Raw genomic sequence first — 18,207 nt, 5'->3', positions numbered from 1 at the left:
TCACCGTGCGAGGATCAGACTGACGTTGCTGCCGCCAAACGCGAACGAATTGCTCATCACGTATTGCGCACCCGCGCGGCGCGCCAGGAAGCGTTCGCTTTCCACTAGGTCCAGCGCCGGCAATGCGGGGTCGGCCTCGCCGTCCCACACGTGGCGCGGCAGTGGGACGCCCTCGCGTGCGAGCGTGAGCCACGCGAAGCCGAGTTCGGTGGCGCCCGCCGCGCCGAGCTGGTGGCCGGTCAGGGGCTTGGTGCCGCTCGTCGCGACGCCGTCGGGGAACACGCGCGCCATCAGCTTCGCTTCCATCTCGTCGTTCTTGCGCGTGGCGGTGGCATGCAGATTCACATAGCCGAGCGCGGACGGTCCGATGCCCGCATCGGCGAGCGCTTCGCGCAGCGCCAGTTCCGCCCCCGCGCCCTGCGGGTCCGGCGACGAAATGTGATGCGCGTCGCTCGATTCGCCGAGGCCGGCGAGCCGCACGGCCGCTTCGTCGCGACTCATGAGGAACACGGCCGCGCCTTCGCCGACGTTGATCCCGCAGCGGTTCACGCTCATCGGATTGGTGCGCACGCCGCTGGTCGATTCGAGCGACGCGAAACCCTGCACGGTCAATTCGCAGAGCGAATCGACGCCGCCCACCACCACCGCATCGCACAGTTGCAATTGCAGCAAACGCCGCGCCGACGCGAAGGCTTTCGCGCTCGACGTGCACGCGGTCGAAATCGTGAAAGCCGGCCCTTGCACGCCGAGCGCGGCGGCAGCGAACGGCGCTGCGGTGCCGATCTCCATTTGCCGGTAGTTGAAGTTCTCGGGCAACTGGCCCGCCTGCGCGTGATAGACGAACGCGGCTTCGGCCGCCTCGATGCCCGAGGTGCTGGTGCCGAGCACCACGCCGATCCGGTGAGCGCCGTAACGCTCGCGCGCGGCGTCGATGGCGGGGCCGATCTGCGCGAGCGCGGCCAGCAGCAGACGGTTGTTGCGGCAGTCGTAACGCACGAGATCGGCGCGCGGCGCGAGATCCAGCGGCGCAAGGACGCTGCCGGCAAACGCGTCGCCGACGCCGGTATGCACGTTCGCCATGCCGGGTGCGCGCGTCGCGGCGAGCGCCGGCACGATTTCGTCGACGTTGCCGCCCAGCGCGTTGATCATGCCGAGCGCGTGCAGATAAACCGATGGCGTCTTCATGCCACCCTCCTCGATTCCGATGGCATGCCGATCGGCGCGAGCAGCACCGAGACCGCGATGCCGAGCGCGAGCGTCGCGCCGAAACTCTTCAGCGCGGGCATCTCGCTCATGCCGAGCATGCCGAACGACAACAGCGTGGTGGCCGCCGACAGCAGCACGCCGGTCCACACCGCGCCGAGATCCGCGTCCGCGCGCAGGCAGCCTTCGCGCAGGAACACCGCATAGTTTGCGCCGACGCCGAGCACCAGCATCAACGCGAGCCAGTTGAACAGATTGAGCGGTACGCCCGCGTAGCCGAACACCGCGAGCGTGACGCCGACTGCGAGCGCCACCGGCAACGTGGTAGCGACGCCGCCGCGCAGGCGGTTTGCCAGGGAGACTATTTGCGGCGCGTCGGACACAGAGGCCTTGTTCCGGGCGTCCGCCAAAGAGGCGTCACGTTGCGTGGGCGCGAGTCGAGCGTCGGGTTGCGCGGCCCATGAAAGGTCTTGCTTTGAGGCGTTTTTCAACAAGGTTGTCTGCGGAGCGTGCCCCACGGCGACTTCATTCGAAGCGCTACCCAAGGAGGCTTTCTTCGGCGCGTATCGCACGATCAGCAATACGAGCACGAGTGCAAGCGCGGCGCCGAGCCACCAGCCGCTGTCGACACGATACGCGCCGAACAGTTTCGACACGCTCGCGGCCTTATCGACGAACGCGACGCCCGGCACGCCTTGCGCGAGCGCATTCAGCGCGGGCGCGTTGTGCGGCGTCACGCCTTGCGGAATCACGACGGCCGCATAGGTTTTCGTGGCCGACTCGACTTCGCCGAGCCACAAATGCCGATACGGCTGCGACCACGGCGCGGCCAGCCAGCGCTCGACGGTGAGCGGCGCTTGTGGCTTCGCGTAGGCGGCGAGCCACGCATCGGCGACTTCGTCCTTGAAGCCCGCTTGCAGCAGCGTTGCGCGCAACGCAGCGGGATCGTTGAACACATGCTGTGCGAGCAGCGCGCGGTCGTCGTTCTGCCGCTGTGCCGACGGCACGAATTGCGCCACCGACTGATAACCGCCGACCTGGTTCGGCGTACCGTTCAAGCCGTCCAGTTTCGCGCCCAGCGCTTCGGCGCGTTGCAGCACGACCTCCGGCGTCGCGCCGCGCACGACGAAAAACTGCGCGCTGTTATCGACGCCCACCGCATCGCGCACCTTGTTCTCCTGCGCGACGAGCGACGGGTCCCGCTGGATCAGCAGATGGATATCGTCGTCGCTGGTCATGCGCAGCCAGCCGGGAATCGCGGCGATCAGCAACAACACCGCCACGCCCCACGCGCGCCGTCCGCCAATCGCGCGATGCCAGAGCGTCAACACACGCGCCGCGCCGACGAACACGCGTTGCGGGCTGCGCTTGGGCGCACGGGTCAACAGCGTCGGCAACAGCGACAGCACGGACGCGAACGCGGTCGCAATGCCGACCATCGCGAAGCACGCGATCTGCTTGAGCGCGGGAAACGGCACCCACAGCAGGATCGCGTAGCCGAGCAGGCTCGTCAGCAACGCGACCGTCAGCGCGGGCCGCACCGTGCGCGCGCCGCGCCGTGCGTCCCAGTCGCGCTGCGCGCCGAGATACACGACGAAGTACTGGATCGAATAGTCGACAGCCTCGCCGATCAGGCTCGCGCCGAACACCAGCGTCAGCAGATGCAACTGGCCGAACACCAGCAGCGTGGCCGCGAGCGCGCAGACGATGCCGAGCGCCGTCGACATGAAGCCGAGCAGCAACAGACGCGGCGAGCGGAACACCCACATCATCAGCAGCGCGATCCCGCACAGCGACGCGACGCCGATCAGATGCACTTCGCGCTCGGACGCGCTGCGCGCCGACTCCGCGTAGAACACCGCGCCGGTGCGCGCCACCGACACATCGGGGAAGGCCTGCCGCAACGCGCTTTCGCCTTGGGCGAGCGCCGCGCGCACCGCGCGCTGCGTCTGCGATTCGTACGCGGAACCCCGCAACGTCGCGACGATCAGCACGCTGGTCGCGGCCCCGCGATGCGCCACCAGCAGGTTGTCTTCGATGTCGAGGTTCGACGTCGCGAGCGGCAGGCCGCCGAGCCAGCGTTCGAGCCAGCCGAACGGATCGTCGGCGAGCGACGTGGTCAGGCCGCCGCGTAACGGGCTGTAGATGCGTTGCGCCAAGGTGTCGCGCAGGGTCGAGTTTGCTGCGGGTGCTGCATTTTCCGAGGCCGCCCCTCCCGCCAGCGCCGCGCGATCGGCCGGCGTCAACAAGCCAAAGCGATACGGCATGTACAACGTAGCAATCTGCGCGAGATCGAACGGCGGCAATTCCGCCGTCACCGAGCCGAACGCCCCGCTCTTTTGCAGCGACGCGCCAAGCTGTCTCGCCGCCGCTTTTGCATGCGCGTCGTCGTTGCTCGTGACGAGGAGCACCGTGCGGTCGCCGAGCGCGCTCGCGAGCGTGTCGACCGCTTTTTCGGCGACGGGGTCCGCCTCGGTGGCGGGCAGGAGCGCAAGCAGATTGGTCTGCAACGGCGACGGCCCCGCGAAGCGCCACGCGCAATACAGCGCCGCGATCAGCGCGAGCAGCAGCCACGCGGCGCGCACGCCCCACGTCTGTTTCGCCGACCGTTGTTGCGGCATGTGGCGCACGTCCCGCAGATTCATTACGGCGCTCCGAGCAGGCTGCTTTCAGCCGCCGTCGGTTCGCTCACCGCCGTGCTCCTCGCGAACTCGAGCTTGGTCGCGTCGCCGTTCGCCAGCGTGATGCGCAAGCTTTGCAGATAGTCGCCCCCCTCCATGTCCAGACGCTTGATCGATTGCGCGATCTGCGGCTGATTCGGCGTCAGCTGCATTCGCCATTGCGCGGCGCTGCCTTCGGCCTGCACGTCGAATTGCGAGTACAGCGCCGACAGGTCGCCGCCGAGCATCGCGCGCATCATCTTCGAGACCTGCGCGACGCCGCGCGTGCCTTGCGCGCTGCGGGCGCTCACGCGCCGACCGGCGGCGTCGACCTGCACGACGCCCGCGTCGGTGATCACATAGGTGGCTTTGTACGGCGTATCGATCTGCCAGAGCACGCCGCGCTCGCGCAGGAACAGCAGCGTGCCGTTGCTGACGAGCGGCTGTTTCATCGCGGCGAGCGTCTGCGTTTGGGTGAATTGCGCGCGCACGCCCTTGGCCTGGGCGAGGTGCGCGGCGATCTGCGAAACGAGTGCGGGGTTGCCGGCGGGTGCGGCGGCTGCCGCCGTTGCCGCCGTTGCGCTCACGGCCGGTGCCGGCCATGCCGCCACGCCAACCACGCCGATCAGGCTCAACGCACTCAACGCGCCCACCCTCAGCGCGCGCCATGTCATCGTCCCCATACTCGCTCCAGCTTGTCGAACACGACCGGTGGGGAGACGAACTGCAACTCCTCGGTCGCGGCATCGACCGCGACCTGGATCGTATAGCCCTTCGTCAGGCGCGTGCCGGATTCGCAATCGACAATTTCATAGCCTATTTTCAGGCGGTTTTCGTGTTCGAGCAGTTGCGTGCGCACATCGAGCTTCTGACCGTAGACGGCCGGGCGCACATACTTCAGATGCGCCTCGACGATCGGCCACAGATAGCCCGAGGCCTGCATCTCGCGGTAGTCGTAGTCGAACGCGCGCAAGAGCGCTGCACGGCCGATCTCGAAGTACTTCAGATAGTTGCCGTGCCAGCACACGTTCATCGCGTCGACGTCGTGAAACGCCACTTCGAGCGTCGCGCTCGCGCTCAGCACTTTCGGCGTTCCGCTCATGCGTTCGCTCCCTCACGATAGTCGTCGAGCAGATCGCAGGCGGCGATGCGCGCGGTCAATGCGCGCAGCTCGCTCTCCAGCGCCCGGTCCTCGGCGAGGAACGGCGACACCGCGCCCACGTCGTCGATAAACCGTTGCAGCGGCGCCGGCACCGGCGTCGCGCCGTCGATCCGCAAGCGCAGCCGCGCGGCCTGCACCGTCGCGAGCGTATGCGCGGCGGCCACCTGTTCGGTCAACTCCAGCACGCGCAAACAGTCGCGTGCGGCGATCGTGCCCATGCTGACCTTGTCCTGATTGTGCGACTCGGTCGAGCGCGAAAAAACGCTCGCGGGCATCGTGTGCTTCAACGCTTCCGCGGTCCATGCCGACGACGAAATCTGCACGGCCTTGAAGCCGTGATTGATCGCGGCGCGCGCGGCCTCGGCGCCCGACAGGTTGCGCGGCAAGCCGTTGTTGAAATTCACATCGACCAGCAGCGCGAGTTGCCGGTCCATCAGATCGGCGAGATTGGCGACCGCGACCTTCAGCGCATCCATCGCGAACGCGATATGGCCGCCGTAGAAGTTGCCGCCGTGCAGCACGCGTTCGTTGTCGGGATCGATCAGCGGGTTGTCGTTGGCGCTGTTCAATTCGTTCTCGACGTCGCGGCGCACCCACGTCAGCGCATCACGCGCCACGCCGATCACGTGCGGCGCGCAACGAATCGAATAGCGGTCCTGCAGACGATGCCCCGGCGTATCGTCGCGGCCCGTCAGATCGTCGCGGATCCATGCGGCTGCTTCGGCCTGGCCCGCGTGCGGTTTCACCTCGAACAGCGTCGCGTCGAAATGCGCAGCGCGGCCGTCGAGCGCCACGGTCGAGAGCGCCGTCAAACGCGCGACGAGCCGCGTCAGATGATCCGCACGGGCAAACGCGAGACAGGCGAGGCCCGTCATCACCGCCGTGCCGTTCATCAGCGCGAGGCCTTCTTTCGGTGCGAGCGTGAGCGGCGCGAGGCCGAGTTCGGTCCATACGTCACGCACATCGCGCAGCGCGCCGTCGAACTGCACGTCGCGTTCGCCGGCGAGTGCCGCCGCCACATAGGACAGCGGCGTCAGATCGCCGCTCGCGCCGACCGAGCCTTCGGCCGGAATGCGCGGCAACACGCGATGATTGATCAGATCGGCCAGGCGTTCGAGCAACACCGGACGCACGCCGGAAAAACCATAGGCGAGCGAGTTCAGGCGCGCGGCGATCACCGCGAGCGTTTGCGCATCGTCCAGATACTGGCCCATGCCGCAGCCGTGATAACGCGTCAGTTGCAGCGGCAACGCTTCGACCAGTTCCATCGGCACGTCGACCACGCAGGCGTCGCCGTAACCGGTGTTCACGCCGTAGACGGTCGCACCCGCGGCCAGATGGCGGCGCAGAAAATCCGCGCCGCGCTGGATACGTGCGCGCCATGCCGGGTCCGCGCTCAGCGCGACCGGTGCGCGCTGCCGCGCAATCGCGACGACCTCTTCGATCGTCAGTTTGCGCGCGCCGATCACGACCGCCGCTGCGTGCCGATTCAAGCCGGTTGCCGTGTTCGTGCCGGCTTCGCTCAGATCATGTTCGGCCATTCGCGCCTCGCTTGGGGCTGGCCCAGAAATCGAAGAAGTTGAACCATTGATAGGGAGCCTTGCGGCAATAATGTTCGAGACGTGCCGCATAACGCTGCGCCCACGTGGCGAGATGCTGCGCACGTTCGCGGCGCGGCAATTCGATGCGTTCGGCGAACGGCTCGAAATACAGGCGATAGCCGTCGCGCTCTTTCAGACAGAAGAACAGATAGACCGGACAGCCCAGCGCATGCGCGAGCACATAGGGACCTTGTGCGAACGGCGCGCTCGCGCCGAGAAACTGCGCGTCGGTGGTGCGGCCCGCTTCGTGCGCGGGCACGCGGTCGCCGACGATCACCAGCAGCTCGCCGGCATCGACGCGCTGCTGCATCAGCATCGCGGTCTCGGGACCGAAATCGCGGACTTCGAGCAGATGCCGCGAGAACTCGCTATTGGCCGACGCCAGCACGCTGTTGAAACGGCGCGCGTGCTCCGAGTAGACCACGGCGGTGACCTTCGCATGAGCGCCGTGCGCGGCGAGCGCGCGGGTCATCTCCAGGTTGCCGAGATGCGCGCCGATCACGAGCGCGCCCTTGCCGTTCGCCACTAATGCTTCGAACGCCGAACGATCGTCGAACGTCACGTCCGAGTCGTCGACGCGGCCGGACCACGCGGCGAGTTTGTCGAAACCCGACTGCGCGAACGCCAGCATGTGGCGATACGCGGACAACCAGCCCGGACGCGGCGTTTCGTCTTGCGGCGCGGCCGCGCCGAGATGCCGGAAGTAATTGTCCGATGCTTCGCGCGCGGCGCGTCCCGTCAGCAGGAAGTACGCGACGATCGGATGCAGCCAGAGCCCGGTGAAGCCACGGCCGAACAGCTTGCAACTGAGCGCGAGCAAGGCCATGCCGAGATGGCTGCCGCGTTCGGCGATCCGCCACCAGGCCTCGTCCCCCGGTTCGTCGGGTTGTTGCGCTTCGCGTGCTGCGTCGACGGGCGCGGCGCGGCGTGGCATCAGCTTGTGCGCGAGCAGCATCGGCAGACGCCACAGCATGCCGAACACGAGCCGCGTGTGGCTGCGGCTGATGCGCACGTTGTCCCACAGCACGTCGAAATGCGACACGCCGTCGGCGGCATAGGTGACGCGCGTCGGAATCGAGCGGAACGCCGCGCGCCGCCAATGCAGGCGCACGAGGATCTCGATGTCGAAGTCCATGCGCGTGGGCAACGGCACGCTGTCGATCAGCTCGCATGCGAGCGCCAGCGGATAGAGACGGAAGCCGCACATCGAATCGCGGATCGTCAGCGACAGCGTTTCGATCCACACCCATACGTGCGTCAGATAGCGGCCGTAGAGGCGCGCTTTCGGCACGCTCTCGTCGTAGACCGGGCGGCCGAGAATCACCGCGCCAGGCTCGGCGCGCGCGGCGTCGATGAAACGCGGCACGTCGCTCGCGTCGTGCTGGCCGTCGGCGTCGATCTGCAATGCGTGCGTGTAGCCCGCCTCGCGCGCGGCGCGCAGCCCCGCCATCACCGCCGCGCCTTTGCCGCCGTTGACGGGCAGCCGCCACAGCGTGAGTTGCTCCGCGTACTGCTGCGCGAGCGCGGCGAGCACCTGCTGGGTCGCGTCGTCGCTGCCGTCGTCGACGACGAAGATCGGCAGGTGATGCACCGCGAGATGCGCGACGGTCGCGCCGATCGCATCCTTGTGGTTGTAGATCGGAATGACGATGCAGGGAGCGAACTTCATCACGCGGGCTCCCGATAGACGATCACGCCCGACGCGCATTCGCGGCCGTCCAGCCGGTACGCGAACTGCACGCGCCGACGTGCGGCGTCGTGGGCCAGCGTGAGTTTGAGCACCGCGCCCGGCGAAACCGGCGCCATGAATTTGAGCCGATCGATCGACGCCACCGCGCGCACGGCCGGCAGATGATCGGCGGCAAGACGCACTGCCCAGTCGACCTGGACCACGCCGGGCAAAATCGGCAGCCCCGGAAAATGGCCGGCGAAATGCACGAGCGTGGGCGGCACGCGCAGCGCGTAGTGCAGCGTGTCGCCGCTGTGTGCCTGGGTCCGCGCTTCGGCCAGCACTTCGATACCTTCGGCGCGCGCAGCGAAGGCGGCCGCCACCGCGCTGACCGGCAGCTTGCCGCGCGCGTCGAACGGCAAGCTCAGCCGGAAACGCCAATGACGCGGCAGCACCACCACGTCGAAATAACCGGAGAGATGCCGGCGTAAAGTTCGTGCGAGCAGCACGCGGCCTTCGTCGCGCAAGGCCGCGTTGCCCGCTTCGGTCAATGCGACCAGCGCGCCCACGCGTTCGCGCGACGCGCCGGCAAGCGGCACGAGCGCCGCTTGCGCGACATACGGATGCAGCGCGAGACGCACCTCCAGCTCGGGCAGCGACACGCGTTTGCCGTCCAGCTTCAGCACACGGTCGAGCCGGCCTTGCAGACGGAAGCGGCCGTGCTCGTCGCAGGCGATCTGGTCGTCGGTGCGGTGCCAGCCGGCGTGGCCAAGATGCGCAGAGCGCACGTTCAACGCGCCGTCCTCATCGCGGCGAATTTCGATGCCGCTCACCGGTTGCCACGCATCGGTCTGATCCTGACGCCGCCACGCGATGCCGCCCGTCTCCGTGCTGCCGTAGATTTCGAGCGGCGCCGCGCCGTAAGCCGCGGCGTAGTGCTGCGCGGCGTCGAGCGCGAGCGGGCCACCCGACGAAAAGAAGGTGCGCGGGGCCGGCGTCAATGACGCGAAGCCGGGCAATGCGGGCCAGCGCGACAACTGCGCGGGCGTCGAGACGACGACGGTTGCGCCGCATTGCTCGATGCGGCTCTGCAAATGCAGCGGCTCGATGCTGATCGCACGGTCGAACGCGCGGCCGGCCGCCAGCGGCCAGAGCACGCGAAACAACAAACCGTAGATGTGATGGTGCGGCACGCTCGCGAGCATCGTCGCGTCGCCCACCAGCGCGCCCCACTGCTGCTCGAGCGTGTGCACTTCGGCGTTGAACTGCGCGAGCGTCTTGAGGATCGGCTTGGGGCTGCCGCTGCTGCCGGAGGTGTAAAGCGTCAGCGGGGCTTGCGGGTCGATGGGGTAGGCTGTGCCGACGGCGGCGCTGGCGTTTGCATGCGCTTGCCGCGCAAACGGCGGCAGATCCGCATCGGTCAGCATCGCATCGTAGGCGTCGGCGAGATCGGCCAGATAGCCAGGCGTCGCGTTGGCCGGAATCACCGGCTCCTTGCCGCACGCGAATAGCGCGAACAACGCACAGGCGAAGTCGAACGGATCGTCGATGCACAACGCGTAGCGTTGCGCGGCCTGCGTTTGCACTCGTGCGATCCATGCCGCGACGCGCGCGCGAAACGCCGCGCGGTCGAGCACCTCGCGGCCGTCCCGGCACACCGGGGTGTTCGACGCAGCTTCCCCGCAAACCGAAAGCAGATCATGCAACGCGATCATGCCGCCTCCGAACGCGCGGCGCGCGGCAACACGACCAGATAACGCCAGATGAACTCGGCCACGAGCAGCACGCCGATCAGCCCATAGGCAATCGCGCCGTTATACAGCGACCAGTTCGCGCGGCTCCAGTACAGCGCCGTGTAGGCGGAGAACGCGCCGTTCAGCACGAAGAACGCACACCACACCTGCGTCACGCGCCGCGTGTGATGGACCGCCGCGGGCGGCAGATCCGGATTGCCGAGGCGCGCGAATTTCTCGATCATCGACGGGCCGCGCACGAGCGTCGTGCCGAACGCGATCAGCAAACCGAGATTGACGAGCGACGGGTAGAGGCGCAACAGCAGTTCGCTATCGGTGACGACGATCGCCGCCGACGCGACACTCAGCAAGCCGACCACGCTCCAGTCGATCGCGGACAGACGCCGCAGCGAAGCCGCGACGGGGCCGCTGCCGGCCCAGCGCTGCAGCCACAGAATCGCAAACAGCATGCCGCCGACGAGGCGCGGCTCGTCCCAGCGCCACGCGCACAGAATCAGCGCGGGATACGCGAGCTTCAACAGCACCTGCACGACGGTCTTGCCCCAATGGCGCTCCGTGCCAGGCGTCGCTGCGGCAGCGTCGGGCACCGCCGTTGGCACTCGCGAGCGCGCGACCGGCATCAGCCTTGGGCCGCCAGCAGGGATTCGACCGCACCGATCACGTCGCCGACCGTGCGCACCGATTTGAATTCTTCCGGCTTGATGCGGCGGCCGGTCATTTCCTGCAGTTTGATCGCGAGGTCGACGGCGTCGATACTGTCGAGATCGAGGTCTTCGAACAGGTGCGCGTCGGGCGTCACCCGTTCGGGCTCGATGGCGAAGTTCTCTTTGAAGATCGCACGGATGCGTTCAAGAATCTCTGCGTCGGACACGGTTTAATCCCCCTTCTTTGCGGTTTCGTTCGCAGCGTGCGCCGCTTCGCGCTGACTCTCGACCAGCGCGGCCAGCGTGCTGATCGAGCGAAAATGTTCGCGCGTGCGTTCGTCATTGGCCGCAATGGTCAGTTGGTATTGTTTGCGCAGCACGATGCCGATTTCGAGCGCGTCGATCGAATCGAGACCGATGCCGTCGGTGTCGAACAGCGGGGCATCGTCGTCGATATCGGCCGGGCTCAGGTCTTCCAGATCGAGGGCTTCGATCAGGAGCTGTTTAATTTCCAGTTTTAAAGAATCCATAATCGAACAGGTGCCGGGTAATGTGAGCTTCGACGGCGCTCGTTACGCTGCGCGCCGCCAAAGCCGGAGTCGTGTCATGGGCGGCGAACTGCTCGACACCGAGCGGCTCGAGCACGTTCACGCGCATGCGGAACGCGCGCGCCGGCACGTCGTACCAGCGCAGCTGCCGGGTGAACGCGGGCGGGTCGCAATCCATCAGCACCGGCACGATCGGCGCGCCGGCCTTCAATGCCATGTGCGCGAAGCCGCGCGAAAAAGCGTGCAGCCGGTTCGGCGCGGGACTGCGCGTGCCTTCGGGAAAAATAATCATCGTGTAGCCGGCCGCGAGCTGCCGGGCGCCCGCTTCGATCAATTCAGTGGGGTCCGCGTTGCTGACGTATTCCGCCGCGCGCACGATCCCCCAGAAACACGGGTTGCGCCAGTGCGCGTTCTTCACGACGCAGCAGGCGCGCGGCGTGAGCGACAGCAGCACCATCACGTCGAGGTAGGTCGGGTGATTCGCGACCACGATCGCCGGGCCGCCGGTGCGTAGCGCGTCCGAGCCCGACACGTCGAGCTCCATCACGCCGATGCGCCGCAACACGGCGACCAGCGCGCGGAAAAACCAGTGGATCACGCCGGTCACCACCCGCTGCCGCGACGCGCGATGCGGCCACAGCCACGCGAGCGGAAACACCAGCACGGAAAACAGCACGCCGCACACGCCGAATATCACGAAGGCGATGCCGGTCGCGCAAAAACGCCACAGATAATCAAGCCGCGCGGTCATGCCAACTCCAATGCCAGATGATGCCTGCGCGCTGCCAGCACGCAGGCTGGCCGGTTTCCAGGCAGTACAGCAACGCCTGGCTTTGAGTCGCGAAGAACGCGGGCGCGGCGTGTGGGGCGGTGTCGGTGCTTGTGCCCGCGCTCAGGCCATTGCCGGTTTCGCCGGGCTGGACTTCGCCGGTTTCGCTTGCGCCGCCGAGCGGTCCTGACGTCTGATCACCGGCGGCGCGTGACAGGGAGCACACCATGTGCCCGGTCGCCGCCTCGCGGTCGAGCAGAATGGCGAGCGCGCCACCCTGCACTTCGTCTTCGATCGTGCCGTACGCCGCGTCCGCCGGTTCGTCGGCGTACACCAGCAATACCGGCGAGTCGGGCTGCATCGCGTATTGCGCATGCGCTTCCAGCAGTGCGTAGCCGAGGGTTTGCGCGCCGGCCGAAATCGCGCTGGCCGCCGAGCGGTCACCGCGCGCGATACCGAACACGCCGGTCATCGCGTTCAGCACCGACAGGCTGAACGCGGTCGGCGAAACGGGCTCCCCGGCGCTGATGCTGCGCAGGATGTCGGTGGTGCGGCGCAATTCGCCATGCCGCGACCCGAACACGACCCGGACCGCGTCCTGCGCGACGCAGTCGTGCGCGACCTTCAGCGCGACTTTGGACAGCGTGCTCAGACGACGCCGCACGATCGGCTCGATAAAGCCAATATCGGGTGCGGCAGATGCGGTGGCCGGCCAGCTAGACCAGCGACCGACCGGAATGGTCCAGTGCAGATCGGGCATATCGGTGCTTGCGCGTTGAAACGGGAGAGAGGCTCAGGCGCCAGACGGAACATGAAACCGTCACGGCCTGCATGCGCCGCGCGGATCGGCGATCGCCAGCCGATGGGCACTTTTCTTATAGGGTCAGCGCATTAACGGCATTAACGGCACTTGGCCCCAATTGTTTAGAGGCCTGTGACATTTAATCAGATGAATCGTCCCAGGCTCTCCTGGTCGGCGGAATCATACTGAATATTCTGGATTAAATCAGCCAGAAAAGACGTATCCATCTGTATCCGTATCGCCAGTGCGACGGATGGTCAAATGGCGGCGGGCCGCGGATTAACATTTGCGCCGCGCGCCGCGATCCGGGGGAAAGCCCCTTCCCGTATGTTTCCGATCGAGCCGGCGGCTGGTCAAAAACGCCAGATCTGGGCAAATACTTTCATTCGACTTTCTCGACAGGTGTTTCACATCGGAACATTTGCACACAGGCGAGTTGTTCGCGCGGGCTCGACATGCGAGAAACGTTTCCCGGCCTCACCTCGCTCATTGCCAATCCGACTACGCAACGCCGCGGCCGCCGCACAGCCCGCTTGAGCAATCAGACACATCCTTGCCTGCTATACTCCGTCGCTCATTGGGGAGTAGCCGCCCCGCGGCATGTCCGCACCGCTGTGCCTGGGTGCGTCGAACGTGCGGTTCGCGGGGGCGCCTGTCAACAGACTTGGCCTTCATGGCCATGGCAGCCGCAGCCTCTGGCCTGGCGAGACCGATGATCCACACGCGCCGCAACAGGGCCCGGCGTGTCGTGGGTCGTCGCTCGTACACATCTCGGCCCGAGGAACCCACACAATCGTGAATCACGCTTTTCTCATTTCGACCGGAGCGGTCGCGCTCGCCGAGATCGGCGACAAGACGCAACTGCTCTCGCTCGTGCTCGCGGCCCGCTACCGTAAACCCGTCCCGATCATCCTCGGCGTGCTTACCGCCACCCTCATCAATCACGCGGGTGCGGGCGCGCTCGGCGCATGGCTCGGCTCGCTGCTCACGCCGACCATCATGCGCTGGGCGCTGGCCGCCTCGTTCGTCGCGATGGGCCTGTGGATCCTCGTGCCGGACAAGCTCGACGACGACGAAGCCAACACGAACCGCACGCACTTCGGCGTGTTCGGCGCGACCGTGGTGGCGTTCTTCATCGCGGAAATGGGCGACAAGACGCAGATTGCGACGATCGCCCTCGCCGCGCGCTTTCACGATTTCTTCGGCGTGGTGGCGGGCACCACGCTCGGCATGATGATAGCCAACGTGCCGGCGATCCTGCTCGGCGACCGCTTCGCCCACCGCCTGCCGACCGGGCTCGTGCACGGCATCGCGGCGGTGCTGTTCGTGGTGCTGGGGGCGATGGCGTTGTTTGGGATCGGCGTTTAGGCTGCGTTTAGGCTGTGCCCGGGCGACTTCTGTGTGGTCTTCAGGCGGCGCTGCGCGCGCGGGTGCATCGCGCTAACGTTGCGCGTCGCTGCATCGGCCAGCCTGTAAAACGCCACATCGCGTGAGACGCCCCTGCTTCTCACGACTGCAAAAACAGAACGGCCCGGCAGGGATAACCCGCCGGGCCGTTCTCATTGCGCTTCAACCTGCGCCACTCTGCCTGCCCCCTACTCCGCCGCCTTGGCACCCGACGCCGGAACCGGCACCCCGGCCGGCGCGCCGCCGGTCGCGACCACTTCGTTCGCCGGGCCGCCGCCCTCGCCGCGCGGAATCTTCACCGTATGCACCGCACCGTTGCCGAGCGGGAAATCGGCCAGCGCGCTGCGCGCCAGATACGGCATCGCCCTCACCAGCGACGACTCGCCGCCCGAGTTGCGGGCCGTCACGTTATAGACCTCCTTGCCGCTCGCGCGCTCGGTGATCCGTATGCCCAGCAGATGAGTGAAAATCGGATAGGTCTGGTTCACGTACGTGGCCGGATACGGACCCCACGGTCCCCACGGGTCGAACGGGCGGCCCCAGTACGGCGACGGCCACGGGTTGTAGTACACCGGTTGCGCAACCGTCACCATGTCCGAGCGGATGCCGTACGAGAGTCCAACCAGATAGCGCGCTTGTGCGCTGTCGACTTCACGGAACGCATGCCCCGCGAGTTCGCTGGCGACCATGCGTTCGTAGGTGGCGAGTTCGAGATTGTTCTGCTGATCCGGCGCCCGCGTGAACGCGAAGGTGCGGGTGGCGTCATTGCCGCTCCAGTCGGAGAACGCCGTGACCTGAGTGGTCACGTAGGTCGTGCAGCCGGACAGAAGCACCGCCAGCGCGGCCAACAACAGCGTGGCGCGGCGGGCCCATCGATCGATGTTCATGGTCTACCTCGTGAGGCCTTTTGAATTGCCTATTATCGCCAGTGATGACCGGCTGCGTCGAACGCGCACGCGGCTTTTTCACGCGCGGGCGCCCGATAATACGCTGACCCCGCGAGCCGGTAAAAAGTTCGCTCCGCACGATTGCCCGAGGCTTTGTACAATGGCCCGACCAGCCCGGCTTGCGTGCCCTGCGCGCGCCTGACCGCTCGAGTACCAACACTACAGAACGCCATGGCCGATACCGCAACGCCCAATGTGATCCGCCGCGCCGATTACGCGCCGCCCGCCTTCCTGATCGACACCGTCGCGCTGGAGTTCGATCTGGTCCCCGAACGCACGATCGTCAGGAATACGATGCGCGTGCGCCGCAACCCTGACGCGTCCCGCGCCGCGCATCTCGAACTGATGGGCGAGCAACTGGAGTTCGTCGGCGCGGAAATCGACGGCCAACCGTTCGCCAACGCGCATGCGCACGAGCACGGACTGCTGCTCGACAACGTGCCGGACAGCTTCGAACTGACGCTCACCAGCATCTGCAATCCGGCCGCGAACACCACGCTGTCGGGCCTCTATGTATCGGGCGGCAACTTCTTCACGCAGTGCGAGGCCGAAGGCTTTCGCCGCATCACCTATTTCCTCGACCGCCCGGACGTGATGGCGACCTTCACGGTCACGCTGCGCGCGAGCCGGGCCGACTATCCGGTGCTGCTGTCGAACGGCAATCTGCTCGAAGAAGGCGACTTGCCGGACGGACGCCATTTCGCGCGCTGGGAAGATCCGTTCAGGAAACCTAGCTATCTGTTCGCGCTGGTCGCGGGCAAGCTGGTCGCGCTCGAAGAACGCGTGAAGAGCGGCTCGGGCAAGGAAAAGCTGCTGCAGGTGTGGGTCGAGCCGCACGATCTGGACAAGACCCGTCACGCGATGGATTCGCTGATCCATTCGATCCGCTGGGACGAAGAACGCTTCGGGCTCGAACTCGATCTGGACCGCTTCATGATCGTCGCGGTGAGCGACTTCAACATGGGCGCGATGGAGAACAAGGGGCTCAACATCTTCAACACGAAGTACGTGCTGGCGAACCCCGAAACGGCAACCGATACCGACTTCGCGAACATCGAGGCGGTGGTCGGCCACGAGTACTTCCACAACTGGACCGGCAACCGCGTGACCTGCCGCGACTGGTTCCAGCTGAGCCTGAAGGAAGGCTTGACGGTGTTCCGCGATCAGGAATTCTCGGCCGACATGGCCGGCGGCGCGACGGACGAAGCCGCGCGCGCGACCAAGCGCATCGAGGACGTGCGCGTGCTGCGCCAGATGCAGTTCGCCGAAGACGCGGGCCCGATGGCGCATCCGGTGCGCCCGGAAAGCTACGTCGAGATCAACAACTTCTACACGATGACGGTCTACGAGAAAGGCTCCGAAGTCGTGCGGATGTATCAGACGCTGTTTGGCCGCGACGGCTTCCGCAAGGGCATGGACCTGTACTTCAAGCGCCATGACGGCCAGGCGGTGACCTGCGACGACTTCCGCCACGCGCTCGCCGACGCGAACGGCCGCGACCTCGCGCAGTTCGAGCGCTGGTACAGCCAGGCCGGCACCCCCCGGGTATCCGTGCGCACCCAGTACGACGCCGCGCAGCGGCGCTACAGCGTGACGCTGCGCCAAGGCTACGCCGACGCTCCGCCGGCCGCGCGCGAGACGCAGAAAGGACCGCTGCTGATTCCGTTTGCGATCGGCCTGATCGGCAAGGACGGCGCGGATTTGCCGCTCAAGCTCGAAGGCGAAGCGAAGGCGTCGGCGGCCACCACGCGCGTGCTCGAATTCACGCAAACCGAACAGAGCTTCACGTTCGTCGACGTCGCGCAGGAGCCGCTGCCGTCGCTGCTGCGCAATTTCTCCGCACCGGTGATCGTCGAATACGACTACTCGGCGGACCAGCTCGCGTTCCTGCTCGCGCACGACAGCGATCCGTTCAACCGCTGGGAAGCCGGTCAACGGCTCGCCACCCGCGAGTTGATGGCGCTCGCCGGCCGCGCGGCCTCGGGCGTGCCGCTGCAACTCGACGACTCGGTGGTCGCCGCGTTCGCGCGCGTGCTCACCGACGAAACGCTGTCGCCGGCGTTCCGCGAACTCGCGTTGATGCTGCCGTCCGAAGCGTATCTGGCCGAGCAGATGGCCGAATCGAATCCGGCGGCCGTGCATGCCGCCCGGCAGTTCGTGCGCAAGCGGCTCGCCAATGCGCTCGAAAACGAGTGGCTGAAGGTGTACGAGCAGCATCGCACGCCGGGTGCCTACGAGGCGACGCCCGAGGCGGCCGGTCATCGCGCGCTGAAGAATCTCGCGCTGTCGTATCTCGCGGAGCTCGACGATCCGGCCGAAGCGGTACGCCTCGCGTCCGCGCAATACGACGCGGCGAACAACATGACCGACCGCGCGGCGGCACTCTCCGCGCTGCTCAACGCGGCTGCCGCCAACGGCGGCAGCGTGCAGGCGCAGCAGGCGCTCGACGACTTCTACCGGCGCTTCGAAAAGGAGCCGCTCGTCATCGACAAATGGTTCGCCTTGCAGGCCACGCAGCGCGGCAGCGCGCAACGTCCGGTAATCGACATCGTGCGCAAGCTGATGACGCATCCGGCCTTCAATCTGAAAAATCCGAACCGCGCGCGTTCGCTGATCTTCAGCTTCTGCGCGGCGAACCCCGCGCAGTTCCACGCCGAAGACGGCTCGGGCTACGCGTTCTGGGCCGATCAGGTGATTGCGCTCGACGCGATCAATCCGCAAGTGGCTGCCCGCCTCGCCCGCTCGCTCGAATTGTGGCGCCGCTTCACGCCGGCGCTGCGCGAAGGCATGCGCGCGGCGCTGGAGAAAGTGGCGTCGCAGGTGAAGTCGCGCGACGTGCGCGAGATCGTGGAGAAAGCCTTGGCGTGATCGCCGCCTGACAGCGGCACTCGCCTCGACAAGCCGGCACACGTTGCCGGCTTTTTTTCGTCCTGAGTTCGGCCCCGGCGTCCGTGCGTGCCGAAGGACTCGTTAGCCATCTGGACGACTGTTCATCTGATGCCGGCGAGGCGAAAGTAAACGCATTCGGTTAACGGTTTACG

General features: G+C 66.6%; 15 protein-coding genes and 1 riboswitch. Of the genes, 2 read left to right on the top strand and 13 right to left on the bottom strand.

The features are described from left to right. The 12 genes from PQQ53_RS08200 to PQQ53_RS08145 are packed head-to-tail and all read right to left on the bottom strand — an operon-like array spanning position 1 to position 12,770. Complete coding sequence (locus PQQ53_RS08200; protein ID WP_408140818.1) at positions 1-1,185, bottom strand: beta-ketoacyl-[acyl-carrier-protein] synthase family protein; 1,185 nt, start codon at positions 1,183-1,185, stop codon at positions 1-3. Then, the gene (locus PQQ53_RS08195) at positions 1,182-3,848 is read right to left on the bottom strand and encodes an MMPL family transporter (protein ID WP_408323626.1); all 2,667 of its coding nucleotides are present in this window, start codon (positions 3,846-3,848) and stop codon (positions 1,182-1,184) included. Before PQQ53_RS08195 ends, PQQ53_RS08200 begins: the two co-directional genes overlap by 4 nt. Further along, entirely contained in the window at positions 3,848-4,546 is a 699-nt protein-coding gene (locus PQQ53_RS08190; RefSeq protein WP_408140815.1) for an outer membrane lipoprotein carrier protein LolA, read from the bottom strand. Before PQQ53_RS08190 ends, PQQ53_RS08195 begins: the two co-directional genes overlap by 1 nt. Next, positions 4,534-4,965, bottom strand: coding sequence for an acyl-CoA thioesterase (locus PQQ53_RS08185; protein ID WP_408323625.1), 432 nt, complete (start codon positions 4,963-4,965; stop codon positions 4,534-4,536). Before PQQ53_RS08185 ends, PQQ53_RS08190 begins: the two co-directional genes overlap by 13 nt. After that, entirely contained in the window at positions 4,962-6,566 is a 1,605-nt protein-coding gene (locus PQQ53_RS08180) for an HAL/PAL/TAL family ammonia-lyase (RefSeq protein WP_408323624.1), read from the bottom strand. Before PQQ53_RS08180 ends, PQQ53_RS08185 begins: the two co-directional genes overlap by 4 nt. Continuing rightward, complete coding sequence (locus PQQ53_RS08175) at positions 6,553-8,295, bottom strand: glycosyltransferase family 2 protein (protein ID WP_408323623.1); 1,743 nt, start codon at positions 8,293-8,295, stop codon at positions 6,553-6,555. Before PQQ53_RS08175 ends, PQQ53_RS08180 begins: the two co-directional genes overlap by 14 nt. Further along, positions 8,295-10,010: an ApeI family dehydratase gene (locus PQQ53_RS08170; protein WP_408323622.1), complete on the bottom strand. Its 1,716-nt coding sequence runs from the start codon at positions 10,008-10,010 to the stop codon at positions 8,295-8,297. Before PQQ53_RS08170 ends, PQQ53_RS08175 begins: the two co-directional genes overlap by 1 nt. Continuing rightward, positions 10,007-10,669 (bottom strand): COG4648 family protein, encoded by a 663-nt coding sequence (locus PQQ53_RS08165; protein ID WP_408140810.1) that lies wholly within the window; start codon positions 10,667-10,669, stop codon positions 10,007-10,009. Before PQQ53_RS08165 ends, PQQ53_RS08170 begins: the two co-directional genes overlap by 4 nt. Beyond that, complete coding sequence (locus PQQ53_RS08160) at positions 10,669-10,920, bottom strand: acyl carrier protein (protein WP_042321734.1); 252 nt, start codon at positions 10,918-10,920, stop codon at positions 10,669-10,671. The genes PQQ53_RS08165 and PQQ53_RS08160 overlap by 1 nt, the downstream gene beginning before the upstream one ends. Before the next feature lie 3 nt (positions 10,921-10,923). Then, on the bottom strand, positions 10,924-11,223 hold the full coding sequence (locus PQQ53_RS08155) for a phosphopantetheine-binding protein (RefSeq protein ID WP_408140808.1): 300 nt from the start codon (positions 11,221-11,223) through the stop codon (positions 10,924-10,926). After that, positions 11,198-11,992: a lysophospholipid acyltransferase family protein gene (locus tag PQQ53_RS08150; protein ID WP_408140806.1), complete on the bottom strand. Its 795-nt coding sequence runs from the start codon at positions 11,990-11,992 to the stop codon at positions 11,198-11,200. The genes PQQ53_RS08155 and PQQ53_RS08150 overlap by 26 nt, the downstream gene beginning before the upstream one ends. Beyond that, positions 11,976-12,770 (bottom strand): beta-ketoacyl synthase chain length factor, encoded by a 795-nt coding sequence (locus PQQ53_RS08145; protein WP_408140804.1) that lies wholly within the window; start codon positions 12,768-12,770, stop codon positions 11,976-11,978. The genes PQQ53_RS08150 and PQQ53_RS08145 overlap by 17 nt, the downstream gene beginning before the upstream one ends. A 609-nt stretch (positions 12,771-13,379) precedes the next feature. Then, positions 13,380-13,550, top strand: a riboswitch (yybP-ykoY riboswitch). 57 nt (positions 13,551-13,607) lie between these two features. Between PQQ53_RS08145 and PQQ53_RS08140 the strand changes: the two genes are divergently transcribed. Then, on the top strand, positions 13,608-14,180 hold the full coding sequence (locus tag PQQ53_RS08140; protein ID WP_408140803.1) for a TMEM165/GDT1 family protein: 573 nt from the start codon (positions 13,608-13,610) through the stop codon (positions 14,178-14,180). 227 nt (positions 14,181-14,407) lie between these two features. Here the strand turns inward: PQQ53_RS08140 and PQQ53_RS08135 are convergent, their stop codons facing one another. Further along, positions 14,408-15,106 carry a DUF4136 domain-containing protein gene (locus PQQ53_RS08135; protein ID WP_408140802.1) on the bottom strand — a complete coding sequence of 233 codons (699 nt, stop codon included), beginning with the start codon at positions 15,104-15,106 and terminating at the stop codon, positions 14,408-14,410. A gap of 231 nt (positions 15,107-15,337) precedes the next feature. Between PQQ53_RS08135 and pepN the strand changes: the two genes are divergently transcribed. Continuing rightward, positions 15,338-18,034, top strand: coding sequence for an aminopeptidase N (gene pepN / locus PQQ53_RS08130; RefSeq protein WP_408152490.1), 2,697 nt, complete (start codon positions 15,338-15,340; stop codon positions 18,032-18,034). The last annotated feature ends 173 nt before the right edge of the window (positions 18,035-18,207 follow it).

Origin of the sequence: Paraburkholderia strydomiana, assembly GCF_046030495.1 — a bacterium.
Taxonomy (GTDB): domain Bacteria; phylum Pseudomonadota; class Gammaproteobacteria; order Burkholderiales; family Burkholderiaceae; genus Paraburkholderia; species Paraburkholderia strydomiana_A.
This window is presented reverse-complemented; position numbering and strand designations above follow the sequence as displayed.

Bases quoted from the DNA above. Each gene is read 5' to 3' on its own strand.
- PQQ53_RS08200 (WP_408140818.1), bottom strand. From the start codon at position 1,185: ATGAAGACGCCATCGGTTTATCTGCACGCGCTCGGCATGATCAACGCG.
- PQQ53_RS08195 (WP_408323626.1), bottom strand. From the start codon at position 3,848: ATGAATCTGCGGGACGTGCGCCACATGCCGCAACAACGGTCGGCGAAA.
- PQQ53_RS08190 (WP_408140815.1), bottom strand. From the start codon at position 4,546: ATGGGGACGATGACATGGCGCGCGCTGAGGGTGGGCGCGTTGAGTGCG.
- PQQ53_RS08185 (WP_408323625.1), bottom strand. From the start codon at position 4,965: ATGAGCGGAACGCCGAAAGTGCTGAGCGCGAGCGCGACGCTCGAAGTG.
- PQQ53_RS08180 (WP_408323624.1), bottom strand. From the start codon at position 6,566: ATGGCCGAACATGATCTGAGCGAAGCCGGCACGAACACGGCAACCGGC.
- PQQ53_RS08175 (WP_408323623.1), bottom strand. From the start codon at position 8,295: ATGAAGTTCGCTCCCTGCATCGTCATTCCGATCTACAACCACAAGGAT.
- PQQ53_RS08170 (WP_408323622.1), bottom strand. From the start codon at position 10,010: ATGATCGCGTTGCATGATCTGCTTTCGGTTTGCGGGGAAGCTGCGTCG.
- PQQ53_RS08165 (WP_408140810.1), bottom strand. From the start codon at position 10,669: ATGCCGGTCGCGCGCTCGCGAGTGCCAACGGCGGTGCCCGACGCTGCC.
- PQQ53_RS08155 (WP_408140808.1), bottom strand. From the start codon at position 11,223: ATGGATTCTTTAAAACTGGAAATTAAACAGCTCCTGATCGAAGCCCTC.
- PQQ53_RS08150 (WP_408140806.1), bottom strand. From the start codon at position 11,992: ATGACCGCGCGGCTTGATTATCTGTGGCGTTTTTGCGCGACCGGCATC.
- PQQ53_RS08145 (WP_408140804.1), bottom strand. From the start codon at position 12,770: ATGCCCGATCTGCACTGGACCATTCCGGTCGGTCGCTGGTCTAGCTGG.
- PQQ53_RS08135 (WP_408140802.1), bottom strand. From the start codon at position 15,106: ATGAACATCGATCGATGGGCCCGCCGCGCCACGCTGTTGTTGGCCGCG.
- pepN (WP_408152490.1), top strand. From the start codon at position 15,338: ATGGCCGATACCGCAACGCCCAATGTGATCCGCCGCGCCGATTACGCG.